This window comes from Microcoleus sp. A6-C6 (assembly GCF_036705955.1).
Lineage (GTDB): Bacteria > Cyanobacteriota > Cyanobacteriia > Cyanobacteriales > Microcoleaceae > Microcoleus.
Window position 1 is genome coordinate 39023 of the sequence record NZ_JAUBVR010000014.1, and the last position, 16012, is coordinate 55034.

14 protein-coding genes are annotated in these 16012 nt (G+C 46.3%); 9 read left to right on the forward strand and 5 right to left on the reverse strand.

Annotation, left to right across the window (positions count from 1 at the left end):
• Positions 1–40: 40 nt before the first annotated feature.
• The gene (locus QUB52_RS08475; protein ID WP_332973029.1) at positions 41–1519 is read left to right on the forward strand and encodes a hemolysin family protein; all 1479 of its coding nucleotides are present in this window, start codon (positions 41–43) and stop codon (positions 1517–1519) included.
• A gap of 149 nt (positions 1520–1668) precedes the next feature.
• On the opposite strand, the gene queC is transcribed toward QUB52_RS08475, so the two are convergent.
• Both queC and QUB52_RS08485 read right to left on the reverse strand, forming a co-directional pair.
• Positions 1669–2343, reverse strand: a complete 675-nt coding sequence (gene queC, locus QUB52_RS08480) for a 7-cyano-7-deazaguanine synthase QueC (protein WP_332973030.1) — start codon at positions 2341–2343, stop codon at positions 1669–1671.
• 209 nt (positions 2344–2552) lie between these two features.
• Positions 2553–3902, reverse strand: a complete 1350-nt coding sequence (locus QUB52_RS08485) for a cytosine deaminase (protein ID WP_332973031.1) — start codon at positions 3900–3902, stop codon at positions 2553–2555.
• Positions 3903–4300: 398 nt separating this feature from the next.
• On the opposite strand from QUB52_RS08485, the gene QUB52_RS08490 reads away from it, so the two are divergent.
• The 3 genes from QUB52_RS08490 (at position 4301) to QUB52_RS08500 (ending at position 7950) form a co-directional block, all read left to right on the forward strand.
• Positions 4301–5548 (forward strand): GTP cyclohydrolase II, encoded by a 1248-nt coding sequence (locus QUB52_RS08490; RefSeq protein WP_332973032.1) that lies wholly within the window; start codon positions 4301–4303, stop codon positions 5546–5548.
• A gap of 75 nt (positions 5549–5623) precedes the next feature.
• Entirely contained in the window at positions 5624–6706 is a 1083-nt protein-coding gene (locus QUB52_RS08495) for an adenylate/guanylate cyclase domain-containing protein (RefSeq protein WP_332968936.1), read from the forward strand.
• Positions 6703–7950: a URC4/urg3 family protein gene (locus tag QUB52_RS08500; protein ID WP_332973033.1), complete on the forward strand. Its 1248-nt coding sequence runs from the start codon at positions 6703–6705 to the stop codon at positions 7948–7950. The genes QUB52_RS08495 and QUB52_RS08500 overlap by 4 nt, the downstream gene beginning before the upstream one ends.
• 349 nt (positions 7951–8299) lie before the next feature.
• Here QUB52_RS08500 and QUB52_RS08505 read toward each other — a convergent pair whose 3' ends face one another.
• Entirely contained in the window at positions 8300–8875 is a 576-nt protein-coding gene (locus QUB52_RS08505; RefSeq protein ID WP_265240028.1) for a DUF4360 domain-containing protein, read from the reverse strand.
• Positions 8876–9604: 729 nt separating this feature from the next.
• On the opposite strand from QUB52_RS08505, the gene QUB52_RS08510 reads away from it, so the two are divergent.
• Complete coding sequence (locus QUB52_RS08510) at positions 9605–9751, forward strand: hypothetical protein (RefSeq protein ID WP_265240027.1); 147 nt, start codon at positions 9605–9607, stop codon at positions 9749–9751.
• Between the two features lie 432 nt (positions 9752–10183).
• Here the strand turns inward: QUB52_RS08510 and QUB52_RS08515 are convergent, their stop codons facing one another.
• Positions 10184–12103 (reverse strand): hypothetical protein, encoded by a 1920-nt coding sequence (locus QUB52_RS08515; RefSeq protein ID WP_265240026.1) that lies wholly within the window; start codon positions 12101–12103, stop codon positions 10184–10186.
• A gap of 38 nt (positions 12104–12141) precedes the next feature.
• Positions 12142–13386 (reverse strand): glycosyltransferase family 4 protein, encoded by a 1245-nt coding sequence (locus QUB52_RS08520; RefSeq protein WP_265240025.1) that lies wholly within the window; start codon positions 13384–13386, stop codon positions 12142–12144.
• Between the two features lie 76 nt (positions 13387–13462).
• On the opposite strand from QUB52_RS08520, the gene QUB52_RS08525 reads away from it, so the two are divergent.
• The 4 genes from QUB52_RS08525 (at position 13463) to QUB52_RS08540 (ending at position 15985) form a co-directional block, all read left to right on the forward strand.
• On the forward strand, positions 13463–13933 hold the full coding sequence (locus QUB52_RS08525; protein ID WP_265240024.1) for a tetratricopeptide repeat protein: 471 nt from the start codon (positions 13463–13465) through the stop codon (positions 13931–13933).
• Between the two features lie 44 nt (positions 13934–13977).
• The gene (locus QUB52_RS08530; protein WP_265240023.1) at positions 13978–14115 is read left to right on the forward strand and encodes a hypothetical protein; all 138 of its coding nucleotides are present in this window, start codon (positions 13978–13980) and stop codon (positions 14113–14115) included.
• Positions 14102–15079 (forward strand): glycosyltransferase family 2 protein, encoded by a 978-nt coding sequence (locus tag QUB52_RS08535; RefSeq protein WP_265240022.1) that lies wholly within the window; start codon positions 14102–14104, stop codon positions 15077–15079. The genes QUB52_RS08530 and QUB52_RS08535 overlap by 14 nt, the downstream gene beginning before the upstream one ends.
• A 615-nt stretch (positions 15080–15694) precedes the next feature.
• Positions 15695–15985, forward strand: coding sequence for a hypothetical protein (locus QUB52_RS08540; RefSeq protein WP_265240021.1), 291 nt, complete (start codon positions 15695–15697; stop codon positions 15983–15985).
• Positions 15986–16012: the final 27 nt, after the last annotated feature.

Below are 16012 nucleotides of genomic sequence, written 5' to 3' on the forward strand. Positions count from 1 at the left end.
ATTCTCAGGTTCGATCGAGAAAGTTGTTCTAGGGAGCATTGTGTCACTTTTAGGGACGAGAGTGCAGGAGATAGCTGATTTACCCGCGATGACTCCGACAGAGGTGCTGTCGCGGTTGCTGTCAGTGCTGCTGCTGATTGCAATCAATGCTTTTTTTGTGGCGGCTGAGTTTTCGATGGTGACGGTACGCCGATCGCGCATCAATCAGTTAGTAGAGGCTGGCGACATTGCAGCTCTAACTGTTCAATCTTTGCAAAAAAGTATCGAGCGATTGCTCTCAACAATGCAGTTGGGAATCACTCTTTCTAGTTTAGCTCTCGGCTGGATTGGGGAAGATACGATCGCCGTGCTAGTCCGAATGTCGATCGCCAGTTTGCCGCTGCCACTTTACATCAAGTCGGCCCTCGCCCATTCTTTGGGAATATCAATAGTAACTTTTTTCCTGCTAGCTTACCTGCAAATCGTACTCGGCGAACTGTTTCCCAAATCTGTAGCGTTACTTTATTCCGAACAGCTAGCCAGAAGTTTAGGGCCTCCGAGTTTATTAATTTCTCGTTTGTTCAATCCCTTTGTGTCATTTCTCAATCAATCCACGCGATCGCTCTTGCGGTTTGCGGGAATCGAATACGACCTCAAACACCGGCCGGTTACTCCCGAAGAACTGCAATTAATTATAGCTACTTCCAGCGAATCAAGCGGCTTGGAAGCAGAAGAGCGAGAATTGCTCAATAACGTGTTTGAATTTGGCGAAGTTTGGGTAGAAGAAGTGATGGTGCCCAGGCCGAACATTATCGCACTTCCGAAGACGGCTACCTTTCAAACTTTGCTCGACGAAATGGCAATTTCCAACCATTCCCTCTATCCCGTGACGGGAGATTCTTTAGACGATATTATTGGCATTATTGGTTTCAAACAACTTGCAAAACCTCTAGCTGAAGGTTTGCTATCTCCCGACACAGAAATTGTAACTTGGATGGTTGCGGTGAGGTTTGTGCCGGAGATGATGCTGCTGGGGGAATTGCTACCTTTGATGCAGAGTTCGTCGGAAGAAATTGCGATCGTAGTTGATGAATTTGGCGGCATTTCCGGGTTAGTGACGCTGAGGGATTTGATAGCGGAAATTATCGGCCGCACTTACCACTCGCCCGACAGTAAAGAAATTGCTGTGCAAGTATTGGACGATCGCACTTTTTTGGTACAAGCGCAGTTAAATGTAGATGATGTGAATCAAATATTGAATTTGGATTTGCCGATAGCTGACGAATATCAGACAATCGGAGGTTTTTTGAGCTATCAGTTGCAAAGAATGCCGGCTGTTGGGGAAGTTTGGCGCGGCGACAATGCGGAACTTACGGTGGTTTCGGCGATCGGGCCGCGCTTGGATCAAATTCAAATTCAGTTGCTGGATGGGGCGGCGGGCGATCGAGTTTTGGGTGAAGTTGCAGCCACAGGTGGGGAAGTTGTGGGAAAAGGGCGAAAGAATAGCGGGTTGAGTAGTGTGGCGAGATTTTCTAGTTAAGTATCTTTTAGCTAATGCCTATATAATCTACTCGCTCGAAGTCGCTGCGTACTAAATCATCTAACGTCGGGCCTTTGGGGCGTAAATTCAGCGGCAGCGAAGTAGACGCGAAAAAACCCGGTTTCTGGGCCGTCGCGCGCAAGTCATGTTTAACCGTAAGTCACCGGATCTTGCAACCCCAATTCCTCAAAAGCCGCCAGCCGCAGCCGACAAGAATCGCAAACGCCACACGCAGTTTCGCCGCCTGCATAACAAGACCAAGTTTGCTCCCAAGGTACTCCCAAATTGTTCCCCAATTCAATAATTTCTGTTTTTTTAAGTTCGATTAAAGGTGTTACAATCTTAATAGCTTCTCCTTCCCTTCCCTGCTTGGTTCCCAACCGAAAGACTTCCTGCATTGCTTGGATGTAATCGAGGCGACAGTCGGGATATCCAGAATAATCTAAAGCGTTGACACCGATGTAAATCCGCTGAGCTCCGAGGGTTTCTGCGTAGGCGAGGGCAAAACTGAGAAAAATCGTATTTCTAGCTGGAACGTAGGTAATGGGGATGTTTTGCGACATTTCTGCCAGGTTGCGATCGATCGGCAATTCCATCTCATTATCCGTCAAAGCCGAACCGCCCCACAGCGTCAAGTCAAAGTTTATCACCTGATGCGCCTTAATATCCGCTGAAAGTGCGATCGCCCTTGCTGATTCCAACTCCCGCCGATGTCTTTGTTGGTAGTCAAAGGAAATCGCGTAACATTCGCAGCCGTCGGCTTTGGCTTGATATAAAACTGTTGAGGAATCTAGCCCTCCCGACAATAAAATAACTGCTTTCACTTAAAACATCCTCGATCGCATCAGCGTTTATATTTATATCAAATTCTTTGTCACTTGACAAGATGAGACGACGGTTGAAACCGCGTCTACAAAAACGAGGACGTACGGTTGAAACCGCGTCTACAAAAATGAAGAAGATAAAATAATTTTAACCGCAGAGTTTTCTTCAACCCGCGCACCATCCGGGTTTTGTTTGTATAGACGCGGTTTCAACCGCCGAGTCTTCTTCCTTGCAACAAATCATCTAGTTCGCGGTAATCGGGCAAAGTTGTATCAATTTCTCTACCCTGCCGCAAAACTGTGCGATCGCGCTGCGACCTAGATAACAATTCGCTGAAATTCCGCGCCTTAAACAAAATCAAATCTGCTGGTAAACCAACTCCTATTCGTCCTACATTCGGCAATCCCATTAAATCTGCTGGTGTTGTTGTGACTGTGCGCGGCCAATCTTCCCAAGGCCTGTCTAAATGGGCAATGCGGACTGACATATTAAACACTTCTAAAACATCGTGGTCGCCAAATCCGTAAAACGGATCGCGACAATTATCGCTAGCAACTGTGACGGGAATTCCTGCTGCTTTGAGTTCGTGCAGCAGCGTCACTCCCCGCCAGCGCGGTGTACGCCCAGATTCTCTGTCTTGCAAATAAAGGTTGCACATCGGTAAGCTGACAATGCCAATATTTGCTTCCTTGACTAATGCGATTATTTCTGTTACTAAATCCGGCGGTTGTACGGCTAAACTACAGCAGTGCCCGCAGATAATTTGACCGCTAAATTTATGGCGGATGGCGGTTTTTGCGACTTCCCGCAATGTTACTGATTCTGGATCGTCGGTTTCGTCGGTGTGGAAGTCGAGGTTTAAACCGCGTTCTTGGGCTAAGCTGAAAACGCGATCGAGTTGTTTGCCTAAATCCGGGTTCATGTAGGCGACTCCGCCGAGGATGCCGCCGATTTGAGCAATTTTGTCTGCTAATTTTTCGCCGGCGGGTGTCAGGTAATAGTCGAGGGAAACTAGGGAAACTGCTTGCAAAATTAGCCGATCGCGCCATTCGTCCTGCAATGCTGCAAATACTGCTAAACTAACCGTTGCCTGTTCCCCGGCGCTGTCGATGTGAGTGCGGATCGCCTTGGTTCCGTGGGCGTAGCTGCACTTGAGCCCGAACTGCATCCGCTGGTAAACATCCTCTGCATTCCAGTTTTTTTGAGCGTCAGCCCCCACTGCTTCGAGCGCACCGCCAAAAGTTCCATCGGGATTGGGCGATCGTTCCCAAATGTGTCCTTTGTCCAAATGCGTGTGCATATCTACAAAACACGGGAAAACTAAACCACCTTGCAAGTCTACAACTGGGATATCTGGAAGTTGGGATAAAGGTTGCGTACCTGTGGGGATGATTTGGGCGATCGTACCCGCTGCAATTTCCACATCCACCGCACAAAAACCGTTCTCAGCTTGTCTAGTTGGGACAGTAATAGCGTTAGGGGCGATCGATTTCATCTCTAGAATAGACGCGGGTACGCGACCATTTTTGAGGAAATAATTAGATGTACTTGGCAACATTAAATTTGTGAGTTAGTATTTTCTTAAAAATTCAGCGCTACCAGTTCTAACTATAGCACCCCTTGCAGGAATTGTGAATATTTCTCTTTCCCTGTTTCCCTCTTTTCTCGTTCTGAGTCCTCTGCGGTTATTTTAAAAAGTATTATTGACAAATCAAATAAAATTGCTATATAAAATTAGGTTAAATATGTAGCTTTTATATTAGCAATGCAGCCCCAGCCCTGAACCACAAATGCAAAATTTTTAGATTGTTGAGAAAAACGCGCCAGTCAGCGCCACCAGTTTTGCTATGCCGAATAGTTCCAAAGCCTGAATCCTGTTGCTATCATAAATCACTGCTTCAAATGGCAATTTCGCTTTCAACTAGCAGCAGAATCTATAGCAAGAGCCCAAAAACTGTGTCAAAACCCAAGCATATAGTTTTAACATCCCATCCAGACAGATCCGGCACAAAACCTCTTCCCATTTACTGGGGAGAAATCGATCCCCTGAAACGGGGGCCTGTGATTGGTAGTCTTAGCAAATCGTCTCACCGAAATGCGATCGGCACTCATTCGGGTTCCTACTCTGTTTATCGAGCGCTAGCAGTTGCTTCCGGCGCACTCCAAGCAGATCACCGCCCCGATTTTACCAACACATCTCCAGCCGCAAACATTGGGCCACATCCGAGTTGGGGCGATCGCAATTTGATTGTTTCTCTCGATCCGTTTGGGGCTTTGGTTAGCGAAATTTATACTTCATTTTCTCAGCAGGGATACGATATTCGACCGACAATTGCTGTCACTAAAGCTCACATGAATATGCCGGAATTACAAGATGCCATCGCTAAGGGGCGGGTGCAAATTGATGGCAAAATAGTCAAAGCAGGCGGTAATTTAGCAGTAACTAAAATTGCGATCGATCCGGTGTGGTATTTGCCAGGAATTGCGAGGCGGATCGGTGTTGAAGAAAGTGTTCTCCGCCGTGTCTTGTTCGAGCAAACAGGCGGTATGTTCTCGGATTTGGTGACGCGACTGGATTTGCACGTTTTATTGCCCCCAATTGGCGGAACTACGGTTTATATTATTGGCGATGTCGCGAATATTTCTGACCCACAGAAGCAGTTGGCGGTACGGGTACATGATGAATGCAACGGTTCTGACGTGTTTAGTTCGGATATCTGCACTTGCCGTCCTTATTTGGTACACGGGATTGAAATTTGCATCCAAACGGCACAATCTGGCGGTTCTGGGGTAGTTGTTTATTTCCGCAAGGAAGGCAGAGCTTTGGGCGAAGTAACTAAGTTTTTAGTGTACAATGCCAGAAAACGGCAGGCAGGTGGCGATCGCGCTGATGCCTATTTTACTCGCACTGAATGTGTCGCCGGAGTTCAAGATATGCGGTTTCAAGAACTCATGCCAGATGTTTTGCACTGGTTGGGTATCTCTCGAATTGACAGTTTAGTTTCTATGAGCGATCTCAAATACAATGCAATTATCAATTCTGGCATTCAAGTAGTCGATCGCATCCCCATTCCCGAAGATTGGATTCCCGCAGACGCACAAGTCGAAATCGTCGCCAAAAAAGCCGCTGGCTACTACACGCCAGACCCCGTGCCAGATGCTACAATTCTTGCAGAAGCGATCGGACGCGATTTAGGAGATTGAGAGGGCAAAGACGCGATCGATCGCGTCTTTGCCAAATAAAATTTATTGCTGGTTTTTGATCAGTCAGGGTAGGTTATGGCTAATTTGCGTTCTACTGTGATCGTAAAAACAGATATTTGCGGATATACCGCCAGAGTTAAAAAATTAGTTCAGTCGGAATTAAGTAGTTTGTTAAATGAGCATAAAAATTTTATTTCAGAGATTAGCACCAGAAATGAAGGCAGCCTGATCAAAGGGGAAGGTGATTCCTTTTGGATGATTTTTCCCAGCGTCACAGCAGCGGCGATGGCAGCCATAGAAATGCAGCAAGAATTGAGATCGCAACAATCTAGCAAATCCAACGACGAACGATTGGCTATTCGCGTGTCGATTACATTGGGAGATGTCTTGCATCAAGATAAAGATATTTTTGGCGATACGGTGAATTTAACAGCGCGCATAGAATCAGTAACTCCGCCGGATGAAATATATTTGTCCCAAGCAGCATGGCTGGCGCTCAACAAAGCAGAAGTGCAAACATCTTTTGTCAATGAGTTTTCTTTGAAAGGGATGAGCGAACCTGAAAAGGTTTACAAAGTTGACCAAAGTTATAAAACGCGAATTGTTGAAAATCAAGCAATAATTAAAGCTGATTTGAGAGGTTTTATTGCTTATCAAGAATCTAATTCTATTAGAGACGTTGAATATTTGATCACCAACTTCGATACTTTTGAAAAAACCATTTGCGAAGAATACGGTGGCACAATTCGGAGTATTGTTGGCGATTCGCATTTGTTGACTTTCCCAGAAGCTCACGCAGCCTTAGCGGCAATGGAAAGTTTGTGCGAAAATTGGAAACTGTTTATTCACGGCAATCAAATACCTTGCGGCTTGTCGGTGGGAATTGCTAAAGGAAATTTGTATATATTTCGCTCTTGTACTTACGGCAAAGATATTAACATCGCCGACAGGCTGGAAGATTTAAGTAAAATAGTATCTCCGGGTACAGAAAAGAATTCGGTGATAGTTTCCGATCAAATAAAACGTGAAGTCAGTGGCTCGAAGTGGGAATATAAGCTGATCAAAATTGATAGAAATGTGATTTTAGATAATCTTTTAGATTACAGTCAGTTTGACTTTTTTAAGGAAAATGATGTTTACCGGTGTTTGGTTGTATGAAGTTGCACAATATTGAACTTGAGGCTGTAGAATATCTGAGAACGCCGGCTGCGATTCGCCAAAAGTGCGATCGGCTTTTTAATTTAGCCTCCGAAAATAAACTGCGCTACTTCCGCGTCGATTTATCCCAACTCGACAAAGCAGCAAATTATGTAATCGACACAACGCGCCAACAGTATCCCGATTTCAACATTCCCTTTCACAGTCGCTGGCGGCATTTTGAAGCCGGCAACCAACCGCGCCTCGCCGAATTAAATACAGCGTTAGCACAATTTACACTCATAGAACAAGCTAAGATCAAATTTGATTTAGCAATTATCAGCGTTTTGCTCGATGCCGGCGCCGGTGCCGATTGGCAGTATTGCGAAGCCGAAACAGGACAGGTTTACCGCCGTTCTGAAGGATTAGCAATAGCCACTTTTCGGATGTTTTGTCAAGGTATTTTTTCCAGCAATCCCGATTTTCCTTTTTCTGCTGATTCTCGCGGACTTTCTCAATTAAAACTAGAAACCTTAGCAGCCGGATTTCAGGTAAGTCGAGACAATCCGCTAATTGGTTTAACAGGCAGATTAGAATTGTTGCAGCGTTTGGGGAGTGCAATTTGCCAGCATCCATTATTGTTTGGTAGCGACAATCCGCGTCCCGGCAATTTGGCACAATATTTGCTTGACAGTCTGGTTGATGGAGTCAAAACTGTGAAGGCTGTTGAAGTATTGAGGGCTGTTTTGACAGGTTTTGGGGAAATTTGGCCGGGAAGATATGCCATTGCTGGTGTTAATTTAGGCGATGTTTGGCGACATCCGGCATTACAAGGAGAAAATCTGGCAGATGAATTTGTGCCGTTTCACAAACTCTCGCAGTGGTTGACTTATTCGCTGTTGGAACCGCTGCAAGAACTTGGTTTAGTCGTCGCCGGATTGGATGAGTTAACGGGATTGCCGGAGTACCGCAACGGCGGTTTATGTTTGGATATTGGGCTGATGCGGGCAAAAGATGTGGTTATTTTTGAGCAGAGTTATTTGCCTGGTTCGGAAATTATAGTAGAATGGCGATCGCTAACTGTGATTCTTTTAGATAAAATTGCCGCAGCTATGCGAGAAAAGCTGCACTTGAGTGCGACAGAATTGCCGCTGGTGAAGATTTTGCAAGGGGGAACTTGGGCGGCTGGGCGAAAAATTGCCGGGGAATTGAGGGCTGGTGGAGTGCCGCCAATTCAGATTGAAAGTGATGGTACTGTGTTTTAGAAGAAGGAAGAAGGAAGAAGGAAGAAGGAAGAAGGAAGGAAGAAGGAAGAAGGAAGGAAGAAGGAAGAAGGAAAATCCCTAAAAAAATCTACAATTTTACAGCGACGCACCTGATCCTAATTTGAAAAAGTCTTGCTACATCAGAAGTGTTGGGTTTGTTTCCTCAACCCTGTTTGTCAGGTGCGTCGCGCTCGGATTGTCGATAGTTTTTGGGATTTTTTTCAGGCGACGCATTCTACGAATACTAATAACTTGATCTTAATTAGAACGTTGTGATTAGCGCAGGAAAAAACCCGGTTCCTTTACGAAACCAGGTCATAGGTGTTATGTTTTTTTGCTGGTTCTGTGTTTAGCGGCAAGTGCGATATTTGATGTGATAAACTAAACCGCGATGAGCCAAATCGAAAGAGTCCACGGTGGCTGCGCCGGCACCACTGGCTGTCATCGAGGCATTCACCCGCATATTTACACTGTCGCCGCAGCGAGACCAAACATCAGCTACAGTGACTAAACTATCTCGCACATTGTAGTTAGTTTCTCCGCTTAAATTCCGATTAAAAACTGGGCCGCGGCTTCCTGCGAAAAAGTATTCTGCTCGCAAGTTGCCTGTGGTGCTAGGAGCAACGTAGCCGCGGTAATCAGCATCGTAGAGAGAAATTTGGAAGCCTTGGGGTACTTTGATGGGAATGCTCAGATTGCAGCTTTTACGCCTTTCTGTTGAGACATTTCCCTGGGCTGCAAACTTATCAAATAGGATGGTGAGTTCTTGACCGTCGGGGCTGACGCTGACGCTGGCGGAGCGGTCTGGGCAACCGCTACCGCCGTAGCTGGCACCTAATATTTGAACTGACGGAGTAGCAGCAAATGCGGGGCTGATAGAAGCCGTCATTAATGCTGTCGCTACCAAGAGTTTTATAAACTTCATGGATGTTCTCCTTAATAAGTTGAGTTGTGTGTTAAGCAGATTAAAGAAATGCAATTGAATTTAGGTAATGTTTTTTAACTTGGATATGACGGCGGTCATCTTGAAAGATAAAAAAGCCGTTGAATCCAAGCTATTTTTTTCAATTGCAGTACCTAGATCAGTTTTTTTGATTAGTTAATTTATCTAGTAAACTGGTTTTCTGCTGATACTTTCTAAGATTCATATCTGTTGGTCCATGTTCCGGAAGATTCTGGTGCGAAACTCCGGATCTGTGTTAGCGGACTGTTCCGAAGTGCGAGACAGCGAGCGAGACCGGTCGGGAGGCTGTTGGGGTCGGATATGTGTTTCCATAGGGCTTATTTGACCCGGACTGGGAGATGCTGCCGATCGCCTTTACGGTACTCTGTAAATTGAATAAAATCATTTTCTGCTGTATATGGCAATACATTCATTTAAAAATAAGTTTACTAACATAAGCATTGGTTTGATAGTGCCATACAATGTAAATTGTAAAATTTTAATGTCAGGAAAAGCCTATATATAACAATAGTTGTAGGGTTTTCTTACATTAAATTCGCAAATTGCATTATCTAGATGTATTTACTGCATTTTATCGATCAAATCTCTGCCTTTAGTGTAATTAATGGCAGTAATTAGTAGATAAAATAGAGGTATGATGCTGACTGCTTGCGATCGACTACTAACAATTCTTGGACGAGGAAAAAAACAATGGAGACTACAGCACAGAAAGAAGCCCCAACTCAGCCTGTTGAGGAAGTGACAATTAACGATATCAACAGTTTGGAGTTTGAGCTTTGGGCTAAAGCGGTGAAACGGCAGATGATTGCAGCACTCTCTAAAAAGGGCGCGATTTGACATCTCTGGGTTTTTTGTGTGCAACTTGTGTTAATTTAATTAACAAAATTTTTGTCTGCATTGTTGTCCAAGAGCGATAAGTGGGGAGGGGAAGAGTTTTGAGATTGCGCCTCTTTCGGAGTTGCGGGAGGGGGAGAAGAAAGCATTTTCCTGATTCCTAGTTCTGGACCCACGGGTGGAAGGAAGCCGGGTTTTTTTACGAAAATACTTCTGTTGCGATCGGCAGAAATGGTAAAAAAACCCGGTTTCTTTGTGTCAAGAGTGCATCCCGGACTGTTCCTTCTACCGAATGCTCGATCCCAGATTACCAGAAAGAATTGGTTTAAAGCCTCTTCCTTCTAGGGAGAAATTAAAACAAGACTATTCATTACTCGAATCCTCGGACTTCCAGGTAGAGGTCGCCCTCAACTGTCAACTGTCAACTGTCAACTGTCAAGATCGCTTGTCAACCGCCGCTAGCAAGCGTAGATTTCCGTCTTGAATCTGCACGGCTTTGACGGTTCCCACAGCGACTCTTTGTTGACCGTTAGCCATCGCTACTTCAATCTTAATCTTGGGGTCAGCCTGCAAGCCCAGCCGCCCCCAAAGCCACTTGACTTGAGTAGCAGGAAAAGAGCGGACTTCTACATCTGTAAAGGGCGGATTAACCCAGCGGGTTCCGTCGTAAAAACTCGCTACCTGCACCTGATACCAAACTTGTTCTTCGGTCAATTTTAACTCGTTTTTGGGTTCTGGTTCCAGCCACTCAGTGGGATTGATACTGCTAATTACGGTAGCAGAACCCATAATTTGACTCTTGTGGTCTTCTAAAGTTTGAGCCACAGAAACTGCTTCCTCAAGTTTATTGACCAAATTCCGAATACGAGTTCGACTTTCGCTGTCAGTATCTAATTGCTGGTCGAGCCAATTCATCGCCTCGCGAGTTCCGTCTTGAGATGCTACAATCAGCGCGCCCCAAGCCTTGACATCGGCGTCAGATGCGTTGACTCTCAAGGCGGCGTCTACGCGGTTCATGATCCGCCCGCCTTCATTTTTGAGGGTTGTGGCAATTTCGTGAGTGTTGCTAGGATCGGCTTCAAATACTTGCAAAGCTTGACTCCAGCGGCCGTCGATCAATTCTGCGAGCACTTGTTGGCTGGGACTGGCCCAAGATGCGATCGCCTGAGCTCGAGTAATTTTAGCGTGAAATTCGATCGTTTCTAGCTGAGCTTGCGCGGCAGCAGGCCAATTCTGGCCGGCTTTCCCCTTAGCAATACGCATGACATTTAATCCCGGAGACCAAAGTCCGCTTTTTGCCAGCCGCAGCCCATTTTTATAAGTCTCGTCATTGAAGGCAAATTCTTCTAAGGAAATCGCGGTTAATTGAACTGGGTTCGGGATAAATTTGCGCGGGCCTATTTGATAAATGGTAAATTGCGGCTCTAAACCAATTGTTTGGTCGATCGCCAATTGCGGGTTTTTCCCCTTAACAATTTGCTGCCAATTCGGCGGTTGTCCAGCAACACTCGCCCAATCCAACAGCGAGATTAAATGATTTTGGCTGGGGTTGTAGCGAACGACTTGTCCGTAGGGAATTTTCTTGTCGCCCCGCACCAGTTGACCGCTGACATTAAACCAAATGCCCTCGGCGGGGGCTTTTCCGTCAAAGCGGCGCAGTTCTGTCAGCGGTAGCGACTGATTTGAGGCTTGATTGTTAGATGTAGAGTCATCCAAAGAAGCAATCACAAAAGATTCCGCAGGGCCTTCTACATTCACGGAACTTGCTAGCTGAAAATACTGCTCTTTTTCGGAATCGCGATCGGGAAGTTGCACGCGCTTGTACACGCGAAGTTCGACAATTTGACGGCAAGGATTTTTGCAAACAGTAGAAGCATTAACATTCCTTTCCACCATCACCGGCAACAGCAAGTCGGAAATAAAATTATCGCCCGATTTCTCAATAGGAAGCGGCAGGGGTTCGCCAGTGATGAATCCCAATTTGCGGATGCTGGCTTTGATTTGATCGAGAGTTTGGATCGTATCTCTGCTACCTGTAGGCAGGCGCGACCATCCGGGTACAAACTGAGAGACTAATTTGTTACCGTTGGGATCGACAATTAGCTGGTAACTCAACCAAGCGCCGCCTCCCATCAAAGCGGAAAAGCCACACAAGACGCTGAGGGCGGTCAAATTAGCTATTAATCTTTTCCAGGGATATCTGGCGGGAGTTGGGGTACCAGCTATCGGAAGCTGGGACTCTTGCAGTTTTTTGGGGCGTCGGTTTTGGCGGCGGCGTCTGGTCGGAGCAGGAGCAATTTTGGAATTTTCTGGGGGTTTGGCTCGATTTTTTGAGGAGTTTATTTTGTGTTCCATCGTCGAATTTTTAGAATTTAGATTTTAGAATTTAGAGTTTAAAATTGGAATAGCCGATCGTACTGCCGACCTATGATATCCCAGGTGTATTGGCTTTCAATTCGCGATCGCGCGTTCAGAGACAACTCCTGTCTTAGCTGATGATTTTCAAACAAACTGGTAATCGCTTCAACATACTCCTGAACTTCGTTTGCCCGCAAGGCCTCGATCGGTGGTGGGGTGCGACCATCGACGGCTAAACCTTCCAAACCTCGATCGCTCGCCACCACGGGAGTTCCCGCAGCCATCGCCTCCAAAGTTTTATTTTTTATCCCAAAACCAATCCGCATGGGCACCACACAAACAGCAGCCTGATGCAAATATTCTGCCACTCTTTGCACCCGGCCTACGACTTGAATTCCCGGAAGTTTCCCCAAGGAGAGGACTTCGGGGACTGGCGAGGCGCCGACTAGGCTGAGGCTAGCATCGGGATAGCGCTGCTGCAACTTTGGGAGTATCTGCAAACTAAGAAACCTGGCTGCGTCTATATTGGGCAAATTGTTCATGGCGCCTGCAAAAATTAAGGTGTGTCCTCCCGGATCGATCGCGCGATACGGAAATTCTGTCAAATCCACGCCGTTAGGAATGACATCAATGGTGGGTTCAAAAAAATCTGCTTTCCCTCGCAGCCTCGGTGGCGACAGCAATTCTAGGAGTTGCTGCTTGTCTGTGGATGTGGTGGCGACAATACGGGAGAATTTGGCACAGTAGCGTGTTTCGTAGCGGGCGAGTAGGGGTAAATTTAGTCGATCGCGCAGGGGGTTTTGGGAAGTCCCGGTGGCTAACATTTCCCTGCAAGTTCCCCAAACCGAACTGTGAATATTTGCGACTGTCAGCAGTTTTTGTCGCCATTCTGGGCGCACATAAATTTCGTTAACGCTGTGTTCGCAGGTAACAGCTTCGCATTTGCCGGCTGTGACTAAATCGTCTGCCCAATTCTGCATTGCTTGAGAGTAGCTGGAGAATACGTTGGGAGGTGTCCCGGATAACAAAAATTGACTAAAACGCCGAATTTTTCCAGATATCCCGGTTGAAACTGTTCCAGGAGTCTCGAAAACTGCTAATTCTGTAACTTGCCCTCGTAATGCGTCGATTTGTGCATCGGTGACATCGGGCGATCGCACAGTACCGAGAATTACATCATGCCGTCGGCTCAAGTATTGCAATAAATTAAACGTCCTTACCTGAGTTCCGCCGCGGCTTGGCGGATAGGGAAAAGTCGAGGAAAGCATCAAAATTTGCATGGGATGTTGGATAAATAAAGTTGCCGCTGTCGCGATAAAATTGATTGATAAAACCTGTTTAACAATCCTCCCACCTATGGACGAATTATCTATGAAGGCGCTGCTCGAAGACTTGAAAAAGTCTGATGAAAGCGTGCGCGATCGGGCTACTACAGAACTCTGGCGCACTTGGTTTAACCAGAAGGGTGAGTATGGGATGCAAGTTCTCAGGCGATCGCAAGTTTCGCTAGATTCGGGTGATGTTCGGCACGCTTTGGATTTGCTGACGAAACTGATTGCGGAAGCGCCAGATTTTGCTGAAGCTTGGAACCGGCGCGCCGTACTTCACTATACCCAAGGAAATTATAAAAAGTCGATCCATGACTGCGAAACCGTGCTCCAACTAAATCCGGTGCATTTTGGGGCGTTGCACGGTCTGGGTTTGTGCTACGCTGCTCTGGGAGAATACAGAAGTGCGATTCGAGCTTTTCGCCGCGCTTTGGAAATTCAACCTTTTGCTTTGGTGAATCAAAAGTTAATTCTTGAATGTACGGCTCGTTTGAATTGAAGTCAACAAGGAACAGTTGACAGTTGACAGTTGACAGTTGACAGTTGACCGAAGGAAGAAGGAAGAAGGAAGAAGGAAGAAGGAAGAAGGAAGAAGGAAGAAGGAAGACTTTAATTTTTAGCAATCTACAATCTACATACAATCTACAATCTAAGATGGTCTCAGTTTGTGCCGAAAATTAGCGTTTGCATTCCTACTTGCAATCGAGTGCATTTGCTCGCTAGTGCGATCGCCAGCGTGCTAGATCAAACTTATACGGATTTTGAATTAATTGTCTGCGATGACGGTTCGACGGACAGCACTCCGCTGTTGATGTCGGAATTTGTCGTAGCTTGCGGGGCGGGACGCCATCGCCCGATTCGCTACATTCGCCACCCGCAGCATATCGGGAAAAGTAATAATATGCGATCGGGCTTTGCGGCGGCAAGGGGCGAATATTTTATTAAATTTGACGATGACGATCGCCTGAGCGCGCAATTTCTAGAGCGAACATCTGCTATTTTGGATAAAAACCCCAATATTGATTTTGTCAGTACCGACCATTGGGCGATCGACATTCACAATAATATTGACGAAAACCTGACAAAACTCAATTCGCAGCGGTGGGGCCGCACCGAATTGTCGGCCGGAATTATTGAAGATTTGCTATCCACAGTTTTTGTGAGACAGAGTTTGCAAATAGGCGCGACTTTGTTTCGCCGCCGCGCCCTGGAATCAGTCGGCTTTCTGCGGCCGAATTGGCAAAATTGCGAAGATAACGATTTGTTTGTGAGACTTGCTATTGCGGGCAAAAGGTGCTATTACTTGCCGGAGCTGTTGATGGAGTATCGATTTCACGCAGGACAGCAAGGATGCGATCGGGCAATTCCCTATTTAAGCGATAAATTGCGCTATTTGACCAGCTACGAGTTTGATTCCGAGAAGTTGGAAACAGTCAGGCTCAAGAGGATTGCAGAAACTCAATTAGCGCTAGGTTTGCGGCTGATTGAGGTAGGTGAAACTGCAAAAGGGCGGCGGATGGTGCGGGCTGGAAAGTCGGTTTTTGAGGCGAAAATGTGGGCGGGTTTGGGATTGTCGCTGCTGCCGATGGAGTGGCGGGGGAGGGCTTTTGCGCTGGTGCGGGAGTTGTTGAAACAGAAATTGTGAAGGTAGAGGATTTCGATAACTAATTGAACAATTCAGTAACAGTGAGGAAGAACTACTTTCATCAGAAAGAATTCGACGAAGATTTCATGATTTGGGTTATATCGCAATACGGTTCACTTAACACTATTTATACCCCGGAGATCCCCTCGCATCCCCCGAAAGCAAGGGGGACTTTGAGGGCATTCTTCTCCCCCCCTTTTTTAAGGGGGGTTAGGCGAGATCTGTCTTAAGTGAACCGTATTGGGTTATATCGGTTCTCAAAAAAGTGAGGTATGCCCAATGCCCTATGCCCTATGCCCTATGCCCTATGCCCTATGCCCAATGCCCTATGCCCTATGCCCTATGCCCTATGCCCTATGCCCTATGCCCTATGCCATATCCCCTATGCCGTTCGCGTACCTGATCTTTCTGAGAAAGGCTATAACGCATTTAATATTGATCGCAGAAACTTATACGCAAGTAATCATCTCTGATCCCGCTCGACCCAGTATAAAATGTAGTTCCGTAGCAGAACATTGGGATTTTAGATCGAGAGATTGAAAATTCTGCTGTTTATGCCGTAAGATAGATACACTAACTATTTCCCAGCTAATGTTTGGCTTGGGATCAGCCGATATGGATGCAACAGTAAATGTTGTAGATTTGACTGCGGTGATGCCTGGAGAGCTCCCGATCGCGCAATTTTACACCTATTATGGAACCGCTTTCGGGGATGTGGGCGATCGAGACGGGCAACTAGCCCTCCGCAAACTCTTGCAGTTTCGCCACAACGGTCAAAAATCTCGCTCTTCCCGGCAAAATTTATACGCGCAGTATAAAACGCTACGCTCGCAGTTACCTGTTTGTCGTGGCTTTCCGCGAGGCTGTGCTGCCAGAATGCGATCGAGTTGCATCAGTGGCAGTTAATTGCATCGCTCGAAACAGTCCTCAAGC

Bases quoted from the DNA above. Each gene is read 5' to 3' on its own strand.
- QUB52_RS08505 (WP_265240028.1), bottom strand. From the start codon at position 8,875: ATGAAGTTTATAAAACTCTTGGTAGCGACAGCATTAATGACGGCTTCT.
- QUB52_RS08485 (WP_332973031.1), bottom strand. From the start codon at position 3,902: ATGTTGCCAAGTACATCTAATTATTTCCTCAAAAATGGTCGCGTACCC.
- QUB52_RS08520 (WP_265240025.1), bottom strand. From the start codon at position 13,386: ATGCAAATTTTGATGCTTTCCTCGACTTTTCCCTATCCGCCAAGCCGC.
- QUB52_RS08525 (WP_265240024.1), top strand. From the start codon at position 13,463: ATGGACGAATTATCTATGAAGGCGCTGCTCGAAGACTTGAAAAAGTCT.
- QUB52_RS08500 (WP_332973033.1), top strand. From the start codon at position 6,703: ATGAAGTTGCACAATATTGAACTTGAGGCTGTAGAATATCTGAGAACG.
- QUB52_RS08495 (WP_332968936.1), top strand. From the start codon at position 5,624: ATGGCTAATTTGCGTTCTACTGTGATCGTAAAAACAGATATTTGCGGA.
- QUB52_RS08515 (WP_265240026.1), bottom strand. From the start codon at position 12,103: ATGGAACACAAAATAAACTCCTCAAAAAATCGAGCCAAACCCCCAGAA.
- QUB52_RS08540 (WP_265240021.1), top strand. From the start codon at position 15,695: ATGGATGCAACAGTAAATGTTGTAGATTTGACTGCGGTGATGCCTGGA.
- QUB52_RS08510 (WP_265240027.1), top strand. From the start codon at position 9,605: ATGGAGACTACAGCACAGAAAGAAGCCCCAACTCAGCCTGTTGAGGAA.